This is a genomic window from Hymenobacter jeollabukensis, from assembly GCF_005771675.1.
Taxonomy (GTDB): Bacteria; Bacteroidota; Bacteroidia; order Cytophagales; family Hymenobacteraceae; genus Solirubrum; species Solirubrum jeollabukense.
The window spans coordinates 177,372-199,375 of the sequence record NZ_VAJM01000006.1; the positions used below are offsets into that span (position 1 = coordinate 177,372).

The following is a 22,004-nucleotide window of genomic DNA, read 5'->3' on the forward strand; positions in this document are numbered from 1 at the left end:
ACCGCTTGTTATCTGTTTTATAGACTAAATGCAATACTTCATCGACCAACGGCAGAATCGGCGGTTTATCGACCCACGCCTACCGTATTTCCCGGCGCGGGCGTCGCCGGGCGAATAGACCGGCGCGGGCTGATTGGGTGGGCCATCTTTAGGTCAGTCAGCGGCTGGTTCCCTGATGCGTGTTTCACCCTTAGCCTACCCCAACGCCATGAAAACGTCCCTGCTTGCCGCCTGCTTCTGCCTGCTGATGCCGGCCTTCGCCCTCGCCCAGCAAGCCCCGCACAGCGGCTACTGGAACCTGGAAACCAACCTCAGCACCCGCGACTACACCATCGTGCGCTTCTACAACGACCAGGACGAGCTGCTGCGCGAGGAGCGCCTCGACGCCCTCTGCCTCAACCTAAGCCAGGGCACGCCGCTGTGCCGCCGCACCGCTCGCCTGCTCAACACCACCCTGGCCCAGGTGCTCCACGACCCGGCCAGCCCCACCCAACTGGCCGCGCAGCTGGGCCAGAACCGCCGCATCCAGCGCGTGTACGCCGTGCGCTGAGTCTGGCCCGAGCCAGTTCTCAATCGACCTCAAAAGGCCGGAATGCGCCGCACGGGCGAGTCGTCGGCTTTCCAGCAATCCAGCTCGTACAGCTCGCCGGCCGTGTCGAGGTACAGGGCCACGAACACCGGCACGCCGTCTTCGTCCAGAAACTGCGTGCGGCCCACGATGTCGCCCAGCCGGCGCTCGGGCGTGGCGCTGACAAAGCGCAGGCTGCCCACGCCGGCGGGGTTGATTTCGGCCACGGCGGCCTCGTGCAGCCCGGCCAGCAGGCGCTCGGCCTGGGTCTGGCCGCGCAGCAGGTAGATGAGCAGGCCCAACTCGGGCAGGTTCAGCGGACGTTGGGGCATACCGAAGGACTTTGCCTTGGCATACGCAGCCCGCGCCAAAGGGTGGCACTCCCTACCTGCCGCGCTTATTCGACGCCCAAGGCCTGAATCTGCGCTGCCGACAGCTGCCCCAGCTCCGACACCACGAAATGCGCGTGGTGCAGGTCCTGGCCCGTGGAATGCTCGCTGCGGTAGCCGATGCAGAACATGCCCGCCGCCCGGGCCGCCGTCACCCCGTTGGCCGAGTCTTCGATGACCAAACAGTGCTGCGGGGGCATGCCGGCCAGCTCGGCCGCGCGCAGAAAAATGGCCGGATTGGGCTTGGACTGCGGAAAGTCCTCCCCGCTCACCATGTTATTGAAGTACGGGTAGAGCTCGAAGCGCGTGAACACCCGGTTGATGGTTTCGTGCGAGGCCGAGGAAGCCAGCTGCAGCGGCATGCCGGCGCGGTGCAGGTCGAGCACCAGGTCGAGGGCGCCGGGCAGCAGGGTCAGCGTGGTGTTGGCTTCGAAAGAGACGCCGAACAGCTCCCGCTTGCGCCGCACCAGCTCGTGCACTTCCTGGGTCAGGCCGTATTCCTGCTTGAGGCGCTGGTACATGTTGGTGGTCGAGGAGCCGAGGAAGGTGGCGTACTCGGTGTCGGAAATCAGCAGGCCCAGCTCGGCGAAGTGGCGGAAAAAGGCGTCGTGGTGCAGCGGCTCGGTGTCGACGAGCACGCCGTCCATGTCGAAAATGACGGTGCGAATCATGCGCTAGTGGCAGTGGTGGAAGCGCGGCAAAGGTAGACGACAGTCCCGCATCCGGCCACTACCTGCCAACGGGAAGGGTAGCACTGGCTTTTATCCAAATCCACCTTTGATTGTCGCAGGTCGTCGCGACGAGTAGGCCGTTGTCAGCGCGCAAGACCCTACTTGTCACGACGAGTACCGATTTGCTAACGAGCAACTAGCTTCTTGTCACGACAAGATCCTAGTTGTCAACGTGCGGAGGGCTTCTCGTCGCGACAAGTGTCTAGTTGCGAACGAGCAAATGCCTTCTTGTCGTGACAAGAACCTATTTGCTAATGAGCAAAGACCTTCTTGTCCGGACAAGCCAGTCGTTGCAAAGACGCGGGGGCCTTCTTGGCGGAACACGCCCCGTTATAAATGAGCAAGGCCCCGCTGAGCCAGGTCAGCGGGGCCTTGCGACGAAGACCTAGCGGGCCTACCACGCATTGGTCAGACGAAGCCCGGTCGGCGGTCGGCCCGGCGGGCTACAGCAGCTGCCGAAAAAACGGGTCGCGGAAGTCCGCGGCGAAGTGCAGCACGTTGTCGAGGTAGTCGAACTCGGCTACCTGGTGGGTGGTGGTCAGCACGACGCAGCTCATGCCGGCGTTGCGGGCGGCTTCGGCGCCCTTGGGCACGTCCTCGAACACCACGCAGTCCTGCGGCTGTACGCCCAGCGCAGCGGCGGCTTTGAGGAATGTTTCGGGGTGGGGCTTGCTCTCCGTCACGTCGTCGGCGCTGACCACGGCCTGCACGTACTGGCGGATATCGAGCCCGTCGAGCACGAAATCGATGTTGAAGGGAATAGCCGCCGAGCCGATGGCCACCGGAATGCCCTGGGCCTTGGCCGCCCGCAGAAACGCCAGCAGCCCCGGCAGCAGCTGCAAGTGGGGCCGGTACTCGGCCTGGTACCGCTCCTCCTTGCGGCGGGAAAGTTGGTCCATTTCGGCGGGGCTGAACCGCTCCGGCCCGAACATGCGCACCAGCACCTCCTGGTTTTTGCCGTACATCTGCGGCTTCACCTCCTCGTAGGTGAACTGCCCGCCCAGCTCCTCGTTGAAGAGCCGCTGCCAGGCGCGGGTGTGGTAGTCCATGTCGTGAATCATGGTCCCGTTCAGGTCGAAGAGGAAGGCTTTCAATACGGTTGGGGGTTATGTGGGTGACGTATCCAGAACGTCATGCTGAGCTTGTCGAAGCATCTCTACCGCTTCGTCAGATAGTACCCGCTCCCCTCTCTTTTGGAGAGGAGTTGGGGGTGAGGTTCTCGGCCGCCAACGAAGCGGTAAAGATGCTTCGACAAGCTCAGCATGACGGCCTTTTTGCGCGAATAAGTCTTACCTACACCCCTACCGGCTCCTCCACCGCTACCGGCTCCACCCAGCGGCCATCCTCGCGGATGAGGTTGATCAGCTCGTCCACGGCCGCTTCTTCGGGCACCGACTTCTTGATGACTTCCTGGCCGCGGTAGAGGGCAATTTTGCCCCGGCCCACGCCCACGTAGCCGTAGTCGGCGTCGGCCATTTCGCCGGGGCCGTTCACGATGCAGCCCATGATGCCGATTTTGACGCCCTTCAGGTGGTCGGTGCGGCGGCGGATCATGGCGGTGGTTTCGGGCAAATCGAAGAGCGTACGGCCGCAGCTGGGGCAGCTGATGTACTCCGTCTTGCTCATGCGCGTGCGCGCCGCCTGCAGAATGCCGAAGCTGAGCTGGTTGAGCGCGTCGAGGCGGGCCAGCCAGGTTTGCTGGTCGGCGTCGGGCAGCTTTTCGGTGCTGAGCACCACCCCGTCGCCGAGGCCGTCGAGCAGCAGGCCGCCCACGTCGGTGGCGGCGTAGAGCTGGGTTTGCTCGGGCGCCTGGTCGGGGTACTGGCGGTTGATGATGACGGGATTGGTCACGCCCAGGTTCAGCAGCCGGAAGAAGGCTCGGCGGATTTCGGGCATGGCGTGGGCGTTGTCGGTGTAGAGGATGACAACGGCCGTCTTATCGGCCCGCAGCTGGTCGATGGCGGCTGAGGTCAGCGAGTCCAGGTTGTGGAACACGAAGTTGGCCTCCGAATGCTTGGCGGCGGCCACGGCATATTCGCTCTGGGTCAGCACCGGGAAATGGTCGGCGCGCTGGCCGCCGTCCAGCCAGGCCGAGTAGTCGACCAGTTCCTTGAGGCCGTTGGGCAGCATGAACGGAATGGGGCGCTGGCCGGTGTAGATGTAGTCGGCCCCGAGGTCGTTCATCTGGAACTTGTCGAGGAAGGCCGAGTACAGGTGCCCCACGCAGCGCAGGTCGTTGTATTCCACCTGCGGCAGGCGCGAAATATCGGCCAGCACCCGCGGCACGTTCGTCCCGCCGATGTTCAGCACCTCGTGCGTCGGGCGCCGGTGGTACTGGTACGGGTCGATGGGGATTTGGGAATTAATAATTAATAATGAAGAATTAATTCTTAATTCTTCCGTTTCAGCCGCGCCGTTTTTCGACCCATTATTAATTATTAATTCTTCATTATTAATTAAACCCAGAATGGGTTTCGCCTCGGCGGCCCGATTCGTGTACCGGTCGATGAGCATGCGGGCCACGGGGGCTTCGGCTTCGGGGGGCTCGGTAAGGCTCACGCGCACGGTGTCGCCCAGGCCGTCTTCCAGCAGCGTGCCGATGCCCACGGCCGACTTGATGCGGCCGTCCTCGGCTTCGCCGGCTTCGGTTACGCCCAGGTGCAGCGGGTAGGGCTGCAGGCCCTCGGCGTCGAGCTTCTGCACCAGCAGGCGGTAGGCCTGCACCATCACCTGCGTGTTCGAGGCCTTCATCGAGAGGACCACGTCGTAGTAGTTCTCGTCCTCGCAGATGCGCAGAAACTCCAGCGCCGATTCCACCATGCCCAGCGGCGTATCGCCGTAACGGCTCAGGATGCGGTCCGACAACGAGCCGTGGTTGGTGCCGATGCGCATGGCCGTGCCGTACTGCTTGCAGATCTGCACCAGCGGCCGAAACCGCTCCCGGATACGCTCAATCTCGCCCTGGTACTCCGCGTCGGTGTACTCGATGGTCTGGAACTTCTTCTTGTCGACGTAATTGCCGGGGTTCACGCGCACTTTCTCCACGATGCGGGCGGCCAGCTCGGCGGCGTTGGGCGTGAAGTGAATGTCGGCAATGAGCGGGACGTTGCAGCCGCGCTTGCGCAGCTCCTTCTTAATTTCGAGCAGGTTCTGGGCCTCCTTCATGCTGGGGGCCGTGATGCGCACGTATTCGCAGCCGGCCGCCACCATGCGCAGCGTCTCCTCCACCGAGCCCATCGTGTCCATGGTATCGACGGTGGTCATGCTCTGCACCCGAATGGGGTGGTGCCCGCCGAGCGGCAGGTCGCCGATGTTGACGACGCGGGCCTCGCGGCGCTTGTATTCGGTGAGGCTGGGGCAGTAAATCTTGGATTCCGAGGAGGTGCTCATGCGCGGGGTAACGTAGTCGGGGCAAAAACCGCATTCCGGGCGGCAAAGTTGCCAGCGGGCAAAGGTACGAGGGTTTGCGGGTGGCGGAATGCTATCCGAACATCATGTCGAGCCCCGCGAGGCATCTCGCCGGATGGTAATTCCGTCGTTGAGGTTACTATCGTCATGTCGAACTGTCCCGACCAGCTCGACACGACGTGCCTTTATGCTGACCTTAGCCCCCATGCCCACTCCGCCCATCCACCTCGACCGGCACACCGGCCAACTGCATTTCAGCGCCGGCGTCATCACCGACACCACGACCCCGGCCGAGCTGCCCCGGCTGTTACCCACGGCCACCATCACGCCCTACGATATGGGCAACGGCTGGCAGCAGTACCACGTGCGGCTGGAACAGGATGCGTGGCGGGCCAATCTGGTATTGTGGCTGGTCGGCCGTTATTTCGTGCAGTGGCAGTTGGCCTTCTACCCCGTCGACACGCGCCCCCGCACCTGGGCCGACTGGAACGAGGCCGCCGAGCGGCAGCAGGCGCAGGAGTTTCACCAGTGGCTCAGCACGCAGCTAGGCCCTTCGGACGGCAGCTGGCAGTTCGACTGGGGCGAGGTGTGGGTGGGCTACGACGCGCGCAGCGGCGGCAGCAGCATCGGGGTGCGCTACGGCGGCCCCGCGCCTACTCCCCGGCCCGCTTGAAGACGTCTTCCAGGGTATCGACCTGCACGCCCACTTCCTCGTCGAAGCTGGCGTTGATCATGGCCCGGGCCACCGTGCGGCCGTGGACGGGCCGGTACTTGCGCAGCAGCGGCAGCTGCCCCAGCAGCGCCGCCGCGCCGATGGCCAGCTTTTCCAGCCCTCGGGAATTTTCGCGCGGCCCGGCCAGCACGCCCGGCTGCAGAATGCGCGTGCGGGCGAAGGCCAGCGTTTGCACGTCGCGCTCCAGCTCGCCCTTCATGCGGTTGTAGAAGATGCCCGAGTCCTTATCGGCCCCGGCGGCCGAGACCAGCACGTAAGTATCCGTGCCGTTGCGGGCCGCGTGCTCGGCCGTCTGCAGCTGGTAGGTATGGTCGACGCGGTACTGGGCTTCCTGGCTGCCGGCCTGCTTGAGCGTGGTGCCCAGGGCCGAAAACAGCACGTCGCCCTGCAGTAGCTCCTGCCACTCGCTGGGCTTGTCGAAGTCGACGATGTGCTCTTCGAGCTTGGCGGGGTTGTGGTAGCCGGTGGGGCGGCGGGTAAATACTTTCACGCGCTCAAAGCGCGCATCCGTCAGCAGCTGGCGCAGCAGGTATTCGCCCACCAGGCCGGTGGCGCCGATAACGAGGGCCGTTTTCTTCATGCGGGTACGGTCAGGTTCAACGGGCGGCAGTCGTCGCTGCCCGTTGACGTGTACTGCCGGGCTGCGCCCGGGGTTACCGTTCCGTCTTGGCCGGCTGGCGCAGCGGCTCCCACTGCAGCAGCAGCTCCTCGAAGCTCTCGGGGCGCGGGGCCAGGAAAATGGGCAGGTGAAACCGGTCGAGGCGCCGCAGCAGATACAGCAGCTGCTGGCGCTCCTCCGCGTTCAGGTCGCCCGACACAATCTGCGCGGCCTGCGTCATGCGGCCCACCACCTGCCGCAGCACCGCGTGGCCTTCCGGCGTCACGGTGAGCTGCTTGCGGCGGCGGTCGGTGGCGTGGGCCTGCTCGGCAATGAGCCCGTTGGCCAGCAGGCGCTTGATGACTTCGGTGCCCGAGGCTTTTTCGTGCACGTTGCGGGTAATCAGCTCGGTTTTGCTCAGCGGCTGGGCGCGGTAGAGGCTGGCCAGGTAGGCAAAGTCGTCGATGGTGAGCAGCGGCGTGCCGGCCAGGGCCAGGCGGCTGTACACGCGGGCGTAGCGGTTCATGAACACCACCAGCTTGCTGATCTGCACCTCCACGGTTTCGTGCGAGCGGTGCATCTCGTCGGCGTGCGGCTCGTGGGCGGCGGGCGTCAGCACGGCCCGGGCATGCAGCCACGCGGCAAAATGCGCCAGCTTGGCCGGGGCACTGTGGCTGACTTGCTGGTGCTGCTCATAGGCTTCGACCTGGTCGAGCAACTGCTTCAGCAACGAGTAATCCATGGCGGACGAGGTGAGCGAAACCACCGCCCGGCAACGTAGGCGGCGGCAAAAAAGAGAGTAGCGCGGCTTGCAGAGCTGCAAAACCGCCCCATAAGCCGGCGTACGGGCACAGCCCCGTCGCGTTTGCATTCGGGCAATAAATATTCGCCAAGGCTGATGCCCGGGCCTCGGCTTAACGATTCACGCGCAGCACAATCTTGCCGATGTGGGCACTGCTTTCCATGAGTCGATGCGCCAGTTCGGCTTCGCGGAGGGCAAACTTACGGAATAGCACCGGCTTGAACTGCTTGTTGGTCAGCAGCGGCCACACGTGGCGCTCCACCTCGGCGGTCAGCGCGGCCTTGAAATCGGCCGAGCGCGGGCGCAGGGTGCTGCCGGTGATGGTCAGGCGGCGGCGCATCACTTCCAGGGCGCTGAACTCGGCCTGGGCGCCCTTCATGGCGTTGATGAACACCAACCGGCCGTCGTCGCGCAGCAGGCGCAGGTTTTTGGCCGTGTAGTCGCCCCCGATCATGTCGAGCACCACATCGACGCCCCGCACCCGCAGCTCGGCCTCGAAGTCCTCGGTGTGGTAGTTGAAGCAGCGGGTGGCGCCCAGGGCCTCGCAGGCGCGGCATTTTTCGTCGGAGCCAGCCGTGGCGTACACCTCCGAGCCCCGCAGCCGGGCCAGCTGAATGGCCGTCACCCCGATGCCGCTGCTGCCGCCGTGCACCAGCAGCGTCTCGCCGGGCTGCAGGGCGCCGCGCTGAAACACGTTGTGCCACACGGTCAGCACGGTTTCGGGCAGGGAGGCGGCCTCCGTCATGCGCCAGCCAGCGGGCACCGGCAGGCAGTGGCGGGCGTCCACCACGGCGTAATCGGCGTAGCCGCCGGCCGTGAGCAGGGCACACACTTCGTCGCCCACCTGCCAGCGCGTCACGCCCGCGCCCACTTCCGTCACCACGCCGGCTATTTCCAGGCCCGGCACCGTGCCCGCCACCTCGCCCGCGCCGCCGTATTTGCCCTGGCGCAGCAGCACGTCGGGGCGGTTGACGCCGGCGGCCAACACCTGCACTAGCACCTGGCCGGGGCCGGGCTGCGGGGCGTCGAGGTGCTGAAGCTCAAGAACTTCGGGGCCGCCGGGGCGGCTGATGACAATGGCGTGCATGCTAGGTCAGGTCAGTGGAAAGGGCGTACGTCAGGCCGGGGTATACGGCATGGCCGCGCAATAGAACGATTCTGCGCCCTCCGCGCAAGCTTCCGCGTCTCCTGCGGGCTAATTCCGTTGCCGCCGGCCGCGTCACCTTTCCCCGGCTTTTGCGTTTCTTGGCATTGATGAAAGCCCCCGCCATCTTCCCCACCCTGCTCGACGCCACCCGCGCCCTGGGTTTGCGCGCCTGGCAAACCGGCCCGCTGTTCCGCAAAGCCTTCCGCTCGGCCGCCGAATCGGTGCAGGAAGTGCTGCGCGCCGAAGTGCAGAAGGGCAATGCCCGGGTGGTGGCCGACTTTCTGACCGACAAGGCGGCCCCGGCCGTGAAAGCCCTGCTGCTGGAGCGCATGACCATCCGGCTGCTGGCCCGCCTGGGTTTGCGCGGGGTGCTGGCCTCGAACGTGGTCGGCTGGATTCTGCCCTTCGTGGTGGAGAAAATCGTGCGGGCCGTGCTCAAGACCGAAGCCGCCGCCAAGCTGCAGCAACACCCCACCGTCACGAACGTGCGCCAGACCCTCGACGAGCTCAAAAACCGCCTGCGCCGGGCCGTGGCGCCAGACTTCGGCTCCAAAGCCGAGGTACTGGAGCACGACCTGCCGGAGCTGCCGGCCGCCGCACCAACGGCCGGGGCTATGTAGCGTACAAAGCTCGTCCGCCCACCACGCCGCCCCATGCGCCCCGACCACCTCGCGCTCTGGCAGAAAATCGAGGCTTTCGAGCTCGACGACCCGCACGCGGCCCTCACCTTTACCGACCGCCTGGCCCGCGAAAACGGCTGGCCGCTGAGCTTTAGCCTGCGCGCTGTGCACGAGTACAAGCGCTTCATGCTGCTGCTCTGCGTGGCCGAGCACCTGCTCACGCCCTCCGACCAGATCGACCAGGTCTGGCACCTGCACCTGCTCTACACCCGCTCCTACTGGGACGACTTTTGCCGCGACACGCTGGGCCGCGCCATTCACCACGGCCCTACCCGCGGCGGCAGTCAGCAGCAGGCCCAGTTTACCGACTGGTACGCCCGTACCCAGGAACTGTACGCCCACACCTTCGGCCACGCGCCGCCCGCCGACCTCTGGCCCGACAGCCCCACGCGCTTCGGCGACATCAACTTCCAGCGCGTCAACCTCGGCCGCTACTGGCTGCTGCCCAAATTCCGCTTCTTCCGTCGTTTCTGATGCAGCTGGCCCGTTTCTCTCCCGCCGAAATCCTCATTCTGCAGCGCATGGCCCAGGCGCCCGTGCGCCACATGCTGCGTCTCACCTTCGCCGACCTCGTGCTGCGCGACGTGTTGCGGCTCGAAAACCGCCCTTTCCAGGCCTCCCCCTACGACCCGCCCGCCCCCTGCTACTACGTGCGCCCCGGCGACGCCTGGCTGGCCCACCGGCCCCGGCCCCACGAGCTGCCGCTGCTACAGGTGCTGCCCGAGGCCCGTCAGATGATATTGCTGCGGCACTACGTGGGCGTGCTGCTGGAAGAGCTGCCTGCCCCGCCCAATTTCCGCCAGCTGGTGACCGAAGCGCCGGGCCTGCAGGGCTGCGTGCGGCGCAACGGCTGGCACAAGCTCGTCCAGTCGTTTGCGCTGACCGACCAAGGTATCGACCTAGGCATAATACTGCGACAGGAAACGGAGGCGCTTATGGCGCAGGTAGCCGCCGGTGACCCGGATATGGTTCAGCTGCTGCCGCCGCTCTACGGCAGCGCGCTGCTGGCCGGTATGGCCCCGCCGCCAGAGCTGCACCTTTTCGACCAGGAGCTTCTGCGGGCGTTGCGGGCGCAGCGCGAGCAGCGTTTCAGTTCTTCCGACTGGGCTGCCGGCATTGGCGGCTGCGGCGGCCACAGCTCCAGCGACGGTTCCGACAGCCCCGGCGGCGGCGGGGCGGACTTTGGCGGCGGCCACTCCGGCGGCGGCGGGGCCAGTGGGGACTTCGGCGGCGACAGCGGCTGCTCCTCGGGCTGCTCCGGCTGCAGCGGCAGCGGGTGCGGGGGCTGCGGTGGCGACTAACCGGTCAACAAAAAGCCCGGCCGCCAGAACTGGCAGACCGGGCTTTGGTCGTCGGCACGTAAAACCGACTAAAAATGAAAAAACCCGCCGGCTCCCGCACTTGCTGCGGGGCCAACGGGCTTAGTGGCGAACCGGTCGAACTGCATTCCCACCCGAATTCGAACCGGTTGCACCGGCGGCTGCTAATGCAAGAAGAGCAGCTCGCGGTATTTTACTAGGGGCCAATCTTCGTCGGCCACTAGAAGTTCCAATTTGTCAACCTGCCGACGAATGACGTCGAACAGCGGACGAATAGTTGCGCCGTAGGCCAGGGCCCGCTCGCGCGTATCCTCTAGCTTGTTGGCTTTTTTCCGTTCGTCAATCATCTCCCCCACCGTGTTCTTGATGGTGGCGATGCGCCGCGAAATTTCCTTGATGGAGTCCACAGTCACCTGCGAGTACTCGTCATCGAGGCCCAGTTCGCGCAAGCCGCGCACGTTTTGCACGAGCTTGTTCTGGTACGCTACCGCGGTCGGAATAATGTGGTTTACGGCCAAATCCCCCATCACGCGGCTCTCGATCTGCACCCGCTTGATGTAATCCTCGAGGAGGATTTCGTGGCGGGCGTGCAGTTCAACGTGCGAATATATACCCAAACGCTCGAATAACTGCGAAGAGGGCTCCGTGACGAAGGCGTCGAGGGCCGGCGGCGTGGTCGGCACGTTCGACAAACCGCGGCTGGCGGCCTCGTCCTTCCACTCGTCGCTGTAGCCGTTGCCCTCGAAGCGGATGGCTTTCGAGTCAATCACGTACTGGCGCAGCACGTCGATGATGGCCATTTCCTTTTTGCGGCCGGTCTCGATCAGCGCGTCCACTTCCTTGCGGAACACCTCCAGCTGGTCGGCCACGATGGCGTTGAGCACGGTCATGGCCGAGGAGCAGTTGGCCGACGAACCCACGGCGCGGAACTCGAACTTGTTGCCGGTGAAGGCGAAGGGCGAGGTACGGTTGCGGTCGGTATTGTCGAGCAGGATGGGCGGAATCTTGTCGATGCCCAGCTTCAGGTACAGGTTGTCGCCCTTGTCGAGGGGCAGCTTGGCGTTGCGCTCCAGCTCGTCGAGCACTTCCGACAGCTGCTTGCCCACGAACACCGACATGATGGCCGGCGGTGCCTCGTTGGCGCCGAGGCGGTGGTCATTGGAGGCCGAGGCAATGCTGGCGCGCAGCAAATCGGCGTGCTGGTGCACCGCCTTCACCGTGTTGATGAAGAAAGTGAGGAACTGCAGGTTTTCCTTGGGCTTGCGGCCGGGCGAGAACAGGTTCACGCCGGTGTCGGTGCTCATTGCCCAGTTGTTGTGCTTGCCCGAGCCGTTGACGCCCGCGAAAGGCTTCTCGTGCAGCAGCACTTTCAGGTCGTGCTTGTCGGCCACCTTGTCCATGACGTCCATCAGGAGCTGGTTGTGGTCGATGGCCAGGTTGGCGTCCTCGAAGGTGGGGGCGCACTCAAACTGGTGCGGGGCCACTTCGTTGTGGCGGGTGCGCAGCGGAATGCCCAGCTTGTTGCATTCCTCCTCAAACTCCAGCATGAAGGCGTGGAAGCGGGGCGGAATCGAGCCGAAGTAGTGGTCTTCGAGCTGCTGGCCCTTGGCCGGGGCGTGGCCGAACAGCGTGCGGCCGGTCATCAGCAAATCGGGACGGGCCGAGTACAGCGCCTTGTCGACCAGGAAGTACTCCTGCTCGATGCCCAGCGTGGTGTTCACGCGCTGCACGTCCTTGTCGAAGTAGTGGCAGATGGGCAGGGCGGCGGCTTCCAGGGCGGCCAGCGACTTCAGCAGCGGGGCTTTATAGTCGAGGGCCTCGCCGGTGTAGGCCACGAAGATGGTCGGAATGCACAGCGTTTTGGCGCCGGCGGTTTCCAGGATGAAGGCGGGGGAAGTCGGGTCCCAGGCGGTGTAGCCGCGGGCCTCAAAGGTGTTGCGGATGCCGCCGTTGGGGAACGACGAGGCATCGGGCTCCTGCTGCACCAGCGCCGAACCTTTAAAGTTCTCGATGGGACGGCCGTCGGAGTTCAGGTCAAAAAACGAGTCGTGCTTTTCGGCGGTGGCGCCGGTCAGGGGCTGGAACCAGTGCGTGTAGTGCGTGGCGCCCTTGCTCATGGCCCAGGTTTTCATGGCGCCGGCGACGGCGTCGGCCACGCTGCGCTCCACCGGCTGGCCCTGCTTGATGGCCGCCTGCAGTTTCTTGAAATAGTCGCCCGACATGGTGGCCCGCATGGCCTCCAGGTTGAACACATTGCGACCAAACGACTCAGAGCGACGTTCGGAGGAAGTCACCGGCACGGGTTTGCGCTGGTCGACCAAATTCAAAGCACGAAAACGGAGGGTTGCCACGAAACGGGAAAGGTTAAAAAGCGGGGAAATGCTTTTGATAGGGCCAAAGGTAGAAGCGAAAGTTATTTTTCGCAACTACCCCCTGTTTTTTTAGGGCCATTTTCGACTACGCAAACGTTTTCATCGACCACACCCCCTAAAATAGTTACCAATCCGTTGGCCAAACCCTTTACAAAAGTACGAACCAACCGTCCTTTTGTAAGGGGCTATCAATAGTAGGGACTATCAATAGTTATGTATCCGGCGGCACGGGCGCGGCCGTTACCTTTGCGGCTTCGCACTCCGCCCGTGAGAAACCGTTTTCATTACCAGCCGCGCTATTTTCTGTTCTGGCTGCTGCTGTTCGCCCTCGGGCGCGCCGTCTTCCTCCTCTACCACTACGCGCCGCACACCGCCGCCCTCGACGCGGGCACCGTGGCGCGCACCTTTCTCTACGGCCTGCGCCTCGACGGCTCGGCCGCGGCCTACCTGAGTTTGCCGGCCTTCCTGCTGCTGGCCCTCGGCGGCCTGTTTCCGCGCTGGCGCGGCGCCAAGGCCGTGGGCGCCTACACGGCCCTGGCCGGCGTGGTGGTCGGGCTGCTGACCACCGTCGACCTGGAGCTGTACAAGGCCTGGGGCTTCCGCCTCGACAGCACCCCATTGCAGTACCTCGACACCCCGGGCGAAATGGCAGCCTCGGCCGGCTCGGCCCCGCTGCTGCTGCTGACGCTGATTTTTCTGGGGCTGCTGGCGGCGGGTTACGGGCTGTACCGGCGCCTGCTCACGCCGCTGCCGCTGGCCCCGGCCTGGTTTCCGCGCTGGCGGGCGGTGCTCGTCGGCCTCCTGTATATAGCCTTGGTGGTGGTGCCGCTGCGCGGCGGCGTGCAGCAGATTCCGGTCAACCAGAGCGACGTGTACTTCTCCACGAAGTTTCCCTTCGCCAACCACGCGGCCATCAACGTGCCCTGGAACGTGGTGCAGTCCCTGCAGCTGGGCGAGGTGCAGCCCAGCACTACCGTGTATCTGCCCGACAGCACCGCCCGCCGCGTGGTGGCCGAGCTGTACCGCCCCGCCCCCGATTCGGCGCCGGTGCGGCTGCTGCGCGCCCCGCGGCCCAACGTGCTGTTTATCATCCTGGAAAGCTTCACGGCCAAGCTGGTGGGCCACCTCGGCGGCGAGCCGGGCGTCACGCCCACCCTCGATAGCCTGGCGCGCACGGACGTGTCGTTCCGCAACCTCTACGCCAGCGGCGACCGGAGCCAGAAGGGCATCGTAGCCCTGCTCAGCGGCTACCCCAACCAGCCCACCACCAGCATCATCAAGTACCCGCGCAAGACCGAGGGGCTACCCAGCCTGGCCCGCACCCTGGGCCGGCAGGGCTACCAGTCGGCCTTTTACTACGGCGGCGAGCTGGCTTTTGCCAACATGAAATCCTACCTGCTGGCCGGGGGCTACCAGCGGCTGGTGGAGCGGCAGGACTTCCACCAGCGCGACCAGAACTCGAAGTGGGGCGCCCACGACCACGTGCTGCTCGGGCGTTTGCTGCGCGACCTGCGCCAGCCCCAGCCGGCCCCGTTCTTCGTCACGGCCTTCACCCTGAGCAGCCACGAGCCTTTCGAGGTGCCCATGCGCCCGCGCTTCCCCGGCCCCGACCCCGACAACCAGTTCCGCAGCTCGGTGGCCTATACCGACCACGCCCTGGGCCAGTTTCTGCGAGCCGCCCGGCAGGAAGCCTGGTGGTCGAATACCCTGGTGGTCATCGTAGCCGACCACGGCCACCCGCAGCCGGGCTGGTCGGCCATTCAGTCGCCGGAGAAGTTCCGGATTCCGCTGCTGCTCACCGGCGGGGCCCTGCGGCCCGAGGCGGCGGGCCGCCAGGTAAGCACCTTCGGCAGCCAGACCGACGTGGCCGCCACCCTGCTCACTCAGCTCGGCCTGCCCGCCCGCGACTACGCCTGGAGCCGCAACCTGCTGGCTCCCGCCCCGGCCGCGGCGCCCGGCGGCTTTGCCTTCTACTGCTTCACCGACGGCTTCGGCATGATGACGCCCGACGGGGAATTGACCATGGACAACGTGGCGCACCGGCTGATGTACCGGGCGCCGGCCGTGAAAGACCGGCAGCTGCTCCAGGGCCAGGCGTACCAGCAGGAGTCGTTTGCCGATTTTATGCGACGCTGAAGCCGGCCCGCCGTTTCGTCCGCCTCCGTCCCATGCGCCAGCTGCTCTTCGTCTACAACGCCACCGCCGGCCCGGGCCACGCCCTGCTCGATTCGCTGCATAAGGTCCTCTCGCCCGGCACCTACCCCTGCACGCTGTGCGGCCTCACCTACGGCCTGACCAGCATGCGCCCCGAATGGAAGGCGTTTCTGCGGACCCTGCCCCTGCCCGCCCGCTTCCTCTACCGCGACCAGCTGCCCGACACGTACCCGGCCCTTGTGGGCCAGCCGCTGTCGGCGGTGTTCATCGAGGACGAAGCCGGCCAGGTGGCCCCGCTGGTGACGGCGGCGGACATGCAGCCGCTGGATCTGCCGGGCCTGATGGCGCTGCTGCGGCAGCGGCTGGGCGGGGCACTGGCGGAATCGAAAACCAGCGCCTTGCTCTAACTTGGCGTTATATAACTTTCCGGGTTGGCAAACAGCACCATATGGACCTTACTTCTTGGACCGAACGAGTCGTTGCGGCCATCGGTGACGTGGCAGATCTGGTCTTTCAACAACGTGCTTGGCTGGGTACTGGCCCCGAAATATCTTCTTTTGTCGAAACCTATTGCACCCTCTACGACGACAATGCCTTTGCTGCCTTTCTGGCCCAGCAAGCGTGGCCGCAAACGGGCCTAGCGCCTGCCGTACGACAGGAAATGATCCTGCTGGACCAGTTACTCCGAGCTTACCAGGAACCGGGGTCCGACGCGGAGATTCTAGCTGACCCCAGGTGGCGGGAGGTGGCCCATCAGGCGCAACGGGTCCTGCAAGCAATAGAGGAAGGAGCAAGTAAGTAAAGGGAACGGGAAGATGCTGGCACCGAATTTCCGACCGCTGGGTGACGGTAGTAGGTTTGATAGGCTTAGCTATCCGGTAGACTCACCAACAGCAGAGGTCTAGCAACCAGTCGCCTCCGCCAATGACTTTGCGCGGTATTCGCAAAAAGTCCATAATACCGCGCAAGGTTCGGCGTTGCTTTTGCGCGGTATTTCGGTAAATTCAGGAATACCGCGCAAATTTTCCGCCGCATCCTATGCCCCGCCGCTCTGCCCCTGCTACTTCACTTGTCGGCCGCATTCAGACCTGGTTTGGGCTTCGGCAAGACCAGTTAGCCCTTTACCTGGGCATCAGCCCTTCCCTGGTACGCGACCTGGCTACGGGCCGCCGCTCCATGACCTACTCCGTCAGCGTGGCTTTGGGGCCGCTGCTGCACCAGTTGCCCCCGCCTGCGGTGGTGGTGGCAGTGCCTGACCCCGCCGCCCCCCTGCCGCCCGCCACGCCCGCGCCCGACGCGGCCGACCTCGACTTTCGGCGGCGCGAGTGCCTGCACCGTGCCGCCCGGCTGCTTGGCGAGGCCGAGCAACTGGCGGCCCGCGCCCACACCGCCGCCCGCTGGCAGGCCGCCTTGCCCGCCCTGCTCCCGCCCGAGCCGGGTACCGCGCTACCCGCCACCCCGGCCGGGCAGGCGCTGGCCGCCGCCCTGGAGCAGGCCGCCGACCCCACCGACCCCAACCGCGCCACGGACCACACCCGCTGGCTGCGGGGCTGGTTGCAGCGCCGCGCCCGACCCCTGTCGGTGCAGGAGACGACGCGCTACCACCGCCTGCGCGCCCAGGCCGCCGGGCTACAGGCTGAAGCTGCCGCGCTGGCGGCTGTTCTGGGCGGAGGCAATGGAGCGGCTGTAGCTGACTAAAGCAGCCCTAGCGCGTTTCGCTTTCCATCAGCATGCCCATACGCCCCATCTGGTAGTCGCGCACGGCTTCCATGAGTTGGGTAGTGGTGTTCATCACGAAAGGGCCCTGCCGGGCCAGCGGCTCGTTGAGGGGCGCGGCGGCCCCGAGCAGCAGCAGCGCGTCGGCCTCGGCCCGCAGCTCGACGGTGTCGCCGTCGGCCGCCAGGGGCAGCAATTCGCGAGTCTGTAGGGGCTGGTTGTTCGCCCGCACGGTGCCGCGCACCGCGTACACGAAGGCGTTGGCCGGCTCGTCGACGCGCCATTCGTAGCGGCCACCGGCCTGCAGCTGCAGCAGCGCCAGCTGCACCGGGTGCAGGGGCTGCGCCGGTCCGGCAGCTGCAGGCCAGTTGCCGGCCACGGCCGTCAGCCGGGCCCGGCCCTCGTCCGACACCACCTGCGGCAGCCGCTCGGCGGGCAGGCCCTGGTAGGCGGGCTGCTCCATTTTCAGCGCCGCCGGCAGGTTGATCCAGAGCTGCAGCAGCTCCAGCTCCCCGCCCGTTTCGCGCAGCTCGCGCGGCAGGTTTTCGGCGTGAATGATACCCCGGGCCGCCGTCATCCACTGCACCCCGCCGGCCCCTACCGTCTGCCGGTTGCCGCGGCTGTCGTGGTGGAGCACGGCTCCGGCCAGCACCAGCGTGACGGTGGCAAAGCCCCGGTGCGGGTGCGGGCCGAAGGGCAGGCCGGCGTTGTGGGGCTCCAGCGTGACGGGCCCGATGTGGTCGAGCAGCAGAAACGGGTCGATTTGCTCCAGCGCCCCCACTGGCAGGGCGTGGTGCATGGGCACGCCGTCGAGGTCGGCGGCGCGGGCGGGCTGGGGCGGCTGGGGCGTACGGAGCGTCATGGCGCAAAACAACCACAGAAAACCCAGCGACGCACACCGCCCGGCCGCAAAATCAGACCGGCATCAGTGACTACGGAGTAACCGGCGGAACCACGACCCCGGCCGGCGTTGTATCTTTGCCGATCCTATGAACACGCGCACCGTTGCCTTTTACACGCTGGGCTGCAAGCTCAACTTCTCCGAAACCTCGGCCCTGGGCCGGCAGTTCGAGGAGCGTGGCTTCGCGAAAGTAGCCTTCGAGCAGGGCGCCGACGTTTACGTCATCAATACCTGCTCCGTCACCGACCACGCCGACCGGAAGTGCCGCAAGGTGGTGCAGCAGGCCCTCAAGCACAACTCCGAGGCCTACGTGACCATCGTGGGCTGCTACGCCCAGCTCAAGCCCCAGGAAATTGCCACGATTCCTGGCGTCCACGCCGTGCTCGGTGCCGCCGAAAAATTCCGCCTGGCCGAAATCCTGGCCGAAACCGCGTTCAGCAAGCCCGCCGCCGGGCAGCCCGGGCAGGTGTTTGCCTCGCCGATTTCGGAGGCCACCGAGTTTCACGCCGCCCACAGCTTCGGCGACCGGACGCGCACGTTTCTGAAAGTGCAGGACGGCTGCGACTACAGCTGCTCGTTCTGCACCATTCCGCTGGCCCGCGGCCACAGCCGCTCCGGCTCGGTGCAGAGCGTGGTGGAGCGCGTGCAGAAGCTGGCCGACACGGGCGTGAAGGAAATCGTGCTGACGGGCGTCAACCTGGGCGACTTTGGCCTGCAGGGCGCGGAACGGCAGCGGCTCGAAACGTTTACCGATTTGGTAAAACACCTCGATCAAATCGAAGGCATTCAGCGTTTTCGCATCAGCAGCTGCGAGCCAAACCTGCTCACCGACGAGATTATCCGCACGGTGGCCCAGTCGGAGCGCTTCATGCCGCACTTCCACATTCCGTTGCAGTCGGGCTCCAATAAAATACTGGGGTTGATGCGCCGCCGCTACCGCCGCGAGCTGTACGCCGAGCGGGTGGCCCTCATCAAGGAGGTCATGCCCCACGCCTGCATCGGCGTCGACGTCATCGTGGGCTTCCCGGGCGAAACAGAGGCCGATTTCCGGGACACCTACCAGTTCCTGAACGAGCTGCCGATTTCCTACCTGCACGTATTCCCCTATTCCGAGCGCGACAACACCCTGGCCCCTACGCTGCCCGGCCGGGTGCAGGACCGCGTGCGGCACGAGCGCACCACCCAGCTACGCAGCCTCTCGGAAAAGAAGAAGCGCTTTTTCTACGAGCAGCACCTGGGCCTGGAAACCACTGTGCTCTTCGAAGACGACCTGGGCCCCGACGGCCGCATGGAAGGCTTCACGCCGAACTACATCCGCGTGGTGGCCAACTACGACCCGCTGCTGGTGGGCGAACTGAAGAAAGTGCGCCTCACGCAGGTCAATGCCGCGGGCCTGATGGAAGCCGAAGAGCTGGGCTTCGAGGTACTGGCACATTAACCAACCTGATACCGCTGACAAACGTGCTGCTGTTAGCGCGCCGGCCGCAGCATTTCCATCATTTGCTGCATCATCCGCTGCTGGTCGAGCAGCATCTTCTGCTGCTCCAGCAAGTGCTGGTTGCGCTGCTCGGCCAACGCCAGCTGATGCTGCAGCTGCTGAGCATAAAGCGCGGCTTCCCAGTTAGGCGCCGGGGCTACGGCGGGTACAGGCAGGGGTGGAGCGGGTTGAGCCGCGGGACCTGGTGCCACGGGCTCGGCTTGCGACGCGGGGGCAGCGCTGGTTACGTCTTGTTCTGCGGGCACCGCCGCAGAAGCCGTCGTTTCGGCCGCCCGCACGTGGGCAGCTGCAGTGGTATCAGGTACCGGCAGGTCCTCGGGCTGTCCCGCGTCGACGCGTGGTGTTACCGCGTTTTGTGCTGCTTCGGCGTCATTATACATTTGGCCAAAACCCTGCAACAGCCAATCTTTTGACACATTTGGATACACATCAAATACCTTACACAAAAGGTCAAACCCCGGCTTATTACGCTCCTCCACAATGTGTTGAATAACCGTTGCCGTTTTGTCCAATGATAACGCAAATGCGTTTTTTGAAAGCCCCACTGCCTGGATCAGCTGAGTAAAACGCTGTCCAACTGTTTCTACATTTGCCATATACCCAAATGGTTTTACAGAACAAATGTACAAACAAAATCTATTCCTACTTCTTGCGGCTGGGCTTCGGGGCACCGGCCTTACGCGCTATTGGCACGAGCAGGCTTTTGGGCTGTACCCGCTCGTAAGGGAAGCGGTACATTTCGTCGGGCAGAAACTCGAAGTCGAGGCGCGACATGCCCACCGGATGAAACAGCAGCAGCTCCTTCGGCGTCAGGGCGAATTCGAGGTGTTCGGGAAAATCTTCATCCGGCGCGGCCAGATCTTCGGCTAGGCCGCGGGCGGGCGCCGCGTTCCAGTTGGCGAGTTGGTACAGCTCCGCTACGTGCGCCACCGTGGCCGAGTCGCCGTAATTGGCGGCTACCTGCGACAACTCCTCGCGCAGCCGCCGACTCACGGCCGCCCGCAGGCGGCGGCGCAGTTGGAGCGGCGAATCGGCCAGCAGATCGGTTACGCGAAGTAGGTTGCCGGTGCGCAGATCAAACGTGAGATGCTGGGTTGCGGGGTAGTTGAGCCCCTGGTAGTAGAGCTGAAACTCGACCGACAGCAGGTAATCCTGGTTCAGCAGCACGGTGTATTCCAGCTCGGTCAGGCCGTTGCCGCCCGCGCGCCAGCGTTCCGTTAGCTCGTCGTAGCAACACTCGCGGGCGGCCGCGGTCAGCAACTGGCGCGGGCTGGCCGTGGCGTTTTCCAGCCCGTGCTGCTCCACAACCAGCCGCAGCAATTCCTGGTTGATGCGCCGGGCCACGGCCGCGTTGGGTAGCTTCACCTGGGGCACCTGAAAGCGGGCGGCCGGGCCGGTGGTAGCTACGGGCGCAACGGAGGCCTGACTACCTGGCGCTACCTGGGCCTGAGCCCCGGCCCCGCTCAGCAGCGCGGCCGCCAGCCACGCGCACAGCACTTGTTTCATGACCGGGCAACCGCGGATTTACTCGTAGCGCAGCGCCTCGATGGGGTCCAGGTCGGCGGCCTTGCTGGCCGGGTAATAGCCCGAGGCCAGGCCCACGGTGATGCAGATGACCAGGCCCACCGTCATCCACAGCCAGGGCACCAGAAAGCCCCCCTCGCCCACCAGCAGCGACACCGCGTTGCCGGCCGAGACGCCGAGCACGATGCCGAAGGCCCCGCCCATCACGCAGATGACAATGGCCTCGATCAGGAACTGCTGGCGGATCTGCAGGGAAGTGGCGCCAAGAGCTTTACGCACCCCGATTTCGCGGGTGCGCTCTGTCACCGACACCATCATGATGTTCATCAAGGCGATGCTGGCGCCGAGCAGGGTGATGAAGCCCACCACGCCCCCGCCGATGCGCAGGCTGCCCGACATGCTGTCGAGCTTGCCGGCCAGCGAGTCGCTGCTTTCCATCTCGAAGCTGTCTTCCTGCCCGAGCCGGTCGTGGCGCACGGCGCGCATCAGGCCGCGGGCCTGGTCCATGGCGAAGGGCAGGTTTTCGGGTCGGGCCACGGCCGTTTTGATATCGTAGGTCAGGGCCTGCTGGCGCGGCATCTGGTTGCCGGTGGTCAGCGGAATGAGCACCATGCGGTCGGCACCGCCCCCGCCGCCCATGCCCGAGCCGCTGCGCTCCAGGGAGCCCACCACCAGGAAGCGGCGGCCGAGCAGGTACACGTACTTGCCCAGGGCCCGAGCCTCCGAGCCGCTGCCAAAGAGCTTTTCGCGGATTTCGGCGCCGATGATGGCCACGCTGCCGCCGCTTTCCAACTCCTGCTGCGAAAAGGTGCGGCCCGAAGCGAGGTTGTAGCTCTGGTTGAGCAGGTAGTTTTCGTCGCCGGCCACCACGTTGGTGTTCGGGTTGGTTTCCTCGGTGCCGGCTTTCACCTTCACCGCTCCGCGGATAAAGGCCGAAATGCCCACCCGGCCTTCCTCACCGAGCTGCTGCTTGTACTGCGTGGCCTGCAGGTAGTTGATGGCCGGGTATACTTTGCCCCGCACCCCGCCGCGGCGGAACTGGTTGCTGTAGCCCTTGGCCTGAATGTCGAAGGAGTTGGCGCCGAGACTGGCAAAGGTGGAGTTCAGCGAGGCCTTCATGGCGTCGATGGCGGTGAGGATGCCCACCAACGACATGATGCCGATGCTCACGATGAGTGCCGTCAGGACGGTACGCAGCAGGTTACTTTGAATGGAACGGAACGCTTCGCGAATGTTTTCCAGCAAATGCATGCCTACCGGGGGTCAAAAAGCCAACAAAACCAACCAACGGCCGCGGGACAGCACCTGCCCAATCAGCCCGCCGAAAGGTAATGGCTTTGGGGTAAACCTGTAGGCGTTTCGCTACATTTGTTTGGCCGGCTTCCGGCCCGCAGGAGGCTGCTGGCGCGGCCGGCTGGTTGGCCTCAAAAACCACTGCCGCCACCTCGGCGGAACGCCGAGCGA

Annotated in this window: 22 protein-coding genes; 10 read left to right on the forward strand and 12 right to left on the reverse strand. The window is 65.1% G+C overall.

Annotation, left to right across the window (positions count from 1 at the left end; all coding sequences use genetic code 11):
* Window positions 1–208: 208 nt before the first annotated feature.
* The gene (locus FDY95_RS14545; RefSeq protein WP_138078726.1) at window positions 209–550 is read left to right on the forward strand and encodes a hypothetical protein; all 342 of its coding nucleotides are present in this window, start codon (window positions 209–211) and stop codon (window positions 548–550) included.
* Between the two features lie 29 nt (window positions 551–579).
* On the opposite strand, the gene FDY95_RS14550 is transcribed toward FDY95_RS14545, so the two are convergent.
* The 4 genes from FDY95_RS14550 to ispG all read right to left on the reverse strand — a co-directional run bounded on the left by FDY95_RS14550 (window position 580) and on the right by ispG (window position 5,078).
* Complete coding sequence (locus tag FDY95_RS14550) at window positions 580–900, reverse strand: DUF6984 family protein (protein WP_138078728.1); 321 nt, start codon at window positions 898–900, stop codon at window positions 580–582.
* A gap of 65 nt (window positions 901–965) precedes the next feature.
* Window positions 966–1,628, reverse strand: a complete 663-nt coding sequence (locus FDY95_RS14555) for an HAD family hydrolase (protein WP_138078730.1) — start codon at window positions 1,626–1,628, stop codon at window positions 966–968.
* Between the two features lie 503 nt (window positions 1,629–2,131).
* Window positions 2,132–2,782, reverse strand: a complete 651-nt coding sequence (locus FDY95_RS14560; RefSeq protein WP_138078732.1) for an HAD family hydrolase — start codon at window positions 2,780–2,782, stop codon at window positions 2,132–2,134.
* A gap of 199 nt (window positions 2,783–2,981) precedes the next feature.
* Window positions 2,982–5,078, reverse strand: coding sequence for a (E)-4-hydroxy-3-methylbut-2-enyl-diphosphate synthase (gene ispG, locus FDY95_RS14565; protein ID WP_138078734.1), 2,097 nt, complete (start codon window positions 5,076–5,078; stop codon window positions 2,982–2,984).
* A 223-nt stretch (window positions 5,079–5,301) separates the two neighbouring features.
* Here ispG and FDY95_RS14570 point away from each other — a divergent pair, with 223 nt between their 5' ends.
* Entirely contained in the window at window positions 5,302–5,769 is a 468-nt protein-coding gene (locus FDY95_RS14570) for a hypothetical protein (RefSeq protein ID WP_138078736.1), read from the forward strand.
* Here the strand turns inward: FDY95_RS14570 and FDY95_RS14575 are convergent.
* The 3 genes from FDY95_RS14575 to FDY95_RS14585 all read right to left on the reverse strand — a co-directional run bounded on the left by FDY95_RS14575 (window position 5,750) and on the right by FDY95_RS14585 (window position 8,316).
* The gene (locus FDY95_RS14575; RefSeq protein WP_138078738.1) at window positions 5,750–6,409 is read right to left on the reverse strand and encodes an NAD(P)H-binding protein; all 660 of its coding nucleotides are present in this window, start codon (window positions 6,407–6,409) and stop codon (window positions 5,750–5,752) included. The genes FDY95_RS14570 and FDY95_RS14575 overlap by 20 nt on opposite strands.
* Before the next feature lie 73 nt (window positions 6,410–6,482).
* A complete protein-coding gene (locus FDY95_RS14580) occupies window positions 6,483–7,169 on the reverse strand; it encodes a MarR family winged helix-turn-helix transcriptional regulator (RefSeq protein WP_171025685.1) in 687 nt (228 codons plus the stop codon).
* A gap of 172 nt (window positions 7,170–7,341) precedes the next feature.
* Window positions 7,342–8,316, reverse strand: coding sequence for an NAD(P)H-quinone oxidoreductase (locus FDY95_RS14585; RefSeq protein ID WP_138078742.1), 975 nt, complete (start codon window positions 8,314–8,316; stop codon window positions 7,342–7,344).
* A 167-nt stretch (window positions 8,317–8,483) separates the two neighbouring features.
* On the opposite strand from FDY95_RS14585, the gene FDY95_RS14590 reads away from it, so the two are divergent.
* Genes FDY95_RS14590 through FDY95_RS26340 form a run of 3 tightly spaced genes read left to right on the forward strand, consistent with a single transcriptional unit; the run spans window position 8,484 to window position 10,357 of the window.
* Window positions 8,484–8,996 (forward strand): hypothetical protein, encoded by a 513-nt coding sequence (locus tag FDY95_RS14590; RefSeq protein ID WP_138078744.1) that lies wholly within the window; start codon window positions 8,484–8,486, stop codon window positions 8,994–8,996.
* A 33-nt stretch (window positions 8,997–9,029) separates the two neighbouring features.
* A complete protein-coding gene (locus tag FDY95_RS14595) occupies window positions 9,030–9,530 on the forward strand; it encodes a glycine-rich domain-containing protein (protein WP_138078746.1) in 501 nt (166 codons plus the stop codon).
* Window positions 9,530–10,357, forward strand: a complete 828-nt coding sequence (locus tag FDY95_RS26340) for a hypothetical protein (protein WP_171025679.1) — start codon at window positions 9,530–9,532, stop codon at window positions 10,355–10,357. The genes FDY95_RS14595 and FDY95_RS26340 overlap by 1 nt, the downstream gene beginning before the upstream one ends.
* A 182-nt stretch (window positions 10,358–10,539) precedes the next feature.
* On the opposite strand, the gene FDY95_RS14605 is transcribed toward FDY95_RS26340, so the two are convergent.
* Complete coding sequence (locus FDY95_RS14605; RefSeq protein WP_138078748.1) at window positions 10,540–12,726, reverse strand: glutamine synthetase III family protein; 2,187 nt, start codon at window positions 12,724–12,726, stop codon at window positions 10,540–10,542.
* Window positions 12,727–13,014: 288 nt separating this feature from the next.
* Here FDY95_RS14605 and FDY95_RS14610 point away from each other — a divergent pair, with 288 nt between their 5' ends.
* The 4 genes from FDY95_RS14610 (at window position 13,015) to FDY95_RS26975 (ending at window position 16,599) form a co-directional block, all read left to right on the forward strand.
* Entirely contained in the window at window positions 13,015–14,883 is a 1,869-nt protein-coding gene (locus FDY95_RS14610) for an LTA synthase family protein (protein WP_138078750.1), read from the forward strand.
* 32 nt (window positions 14,884–14,915) lie between these two features.
* Window positions 14,916–15,308, forward strand: coding sequence for a hypothetical protein (locus FDY95_RS26345; RefSeq protein ID WP_171025686.1), 393 nt, complete (start codon window positions 14,916–14,918; stop codon window positions 15,306–15,308).
* Window positions 15,309–15,349: 41 nt separating this feature from the next.
* Window positions 15,350–15,703 (forward strand): hypothetical protein, encoded by a 354-nt coding sequence (locus FDY95_RS14620; RefSeq protein ID WP_138078752.1) that lies wholly within the window; start codon window positions 15,350–15,352, stop codon window positions 15,701–15,703.
* Window positions 15,704–15,939: 236 nt separating this feature from the next.
* Complete coding sequence (locus FDY95_RS26975; RefSeq protein ID WP_138078754.1) at window positions 15,940–16,599, forward strand: hypothetical protein; 660 nt, start codon at window positions 15,940–15,942, stop codon at window positions 16,597–16,599.
* A 7-nt stretch (window positions 16,600–16,606) separates the two neighbouring features.
* Here FDY95_RS26975 and FDY95_RS14630 read toward each other — a convergent pair whose 3' ends face one another.
* Window positions 16,607–17,479: a pirin family protein gene (locus tag FDY95_RS14630; protein ID WP_138078756.1), complete on the reverse strand. Its 873-nt coding sequence runs from the start codon at window positions 17,477–17,479 to the stop codon at window positions 16,607–16,609.
* A gap of 127 nt (window positions 17,480–17,606) precedes the next feature.
* On the opposite strand from FDY95_RS14630, the gene mtaB reads away from it, so the two are divergent.
* The gene (gene mtaB / locus FDY95_RS14635) at window positions 17,607–18,956 is read left to right on the forward strand and encodes a tRNA (N(6)-L-threonylcarbamoyladenosine(37)-C(2))-methylthiotransferase MtaB (protein ID WP_138078758.1); all 1,350 of its coding nucleotides are present in this window, start codon (window positions 17,607–17,609) and stop codon (window positions 18,954–18,956) included.
* A 32-nt stretch (window positions 18,957–18,988) separates the two neighbouring features.
* Here mtaB and FDY95_RS14640 read toward each other — a convergent pair whose 3' ends face one another.
* The 3 genes from FDY95_RS14640 to FDY95_RS14650 are packed head-to-tail and all read right to left on the reverse strand — an operon-like array spanning window position 18,989 to window position 21,791.
* On the reverse strand, window positions 18,989–19,612 hold the full coding sequence (locus FDY95_RS14640) for a helix-turn-helix domain-containing protein (protein WP_138078760.1): 624 nt from the start codon (window positions 19,610–19,612) through the stop codon (window positions 18,989–18,991).
* A 46-nt stretch (window positions 19,613–19,658) separates the two neighbouring features.
* A complete protein-coding gene (locus tag FDY95_RS14645; protein ID WP_138078762.1) occupies window positions 19,659–20,522 on the reverse strand; it encodes a hypothetical protein in 864 nt (287 codons plus the stop codon).
* Window positions 20,523–20,540: 18 nt separating this feature from the next.
* On the reverse strand, window positions 20,541–21,791 hold the full coding sequence (locus FDY95_RS14650) for an ABC transporter permease (protein WP_138078764.1): 1,251 nt from the start codon (window positions 21,789–21,791) through the stop codon (window positions 20,541–20,543).
* Window positions 21,792–22,004 lie beyond the last annotated feature (213 nt).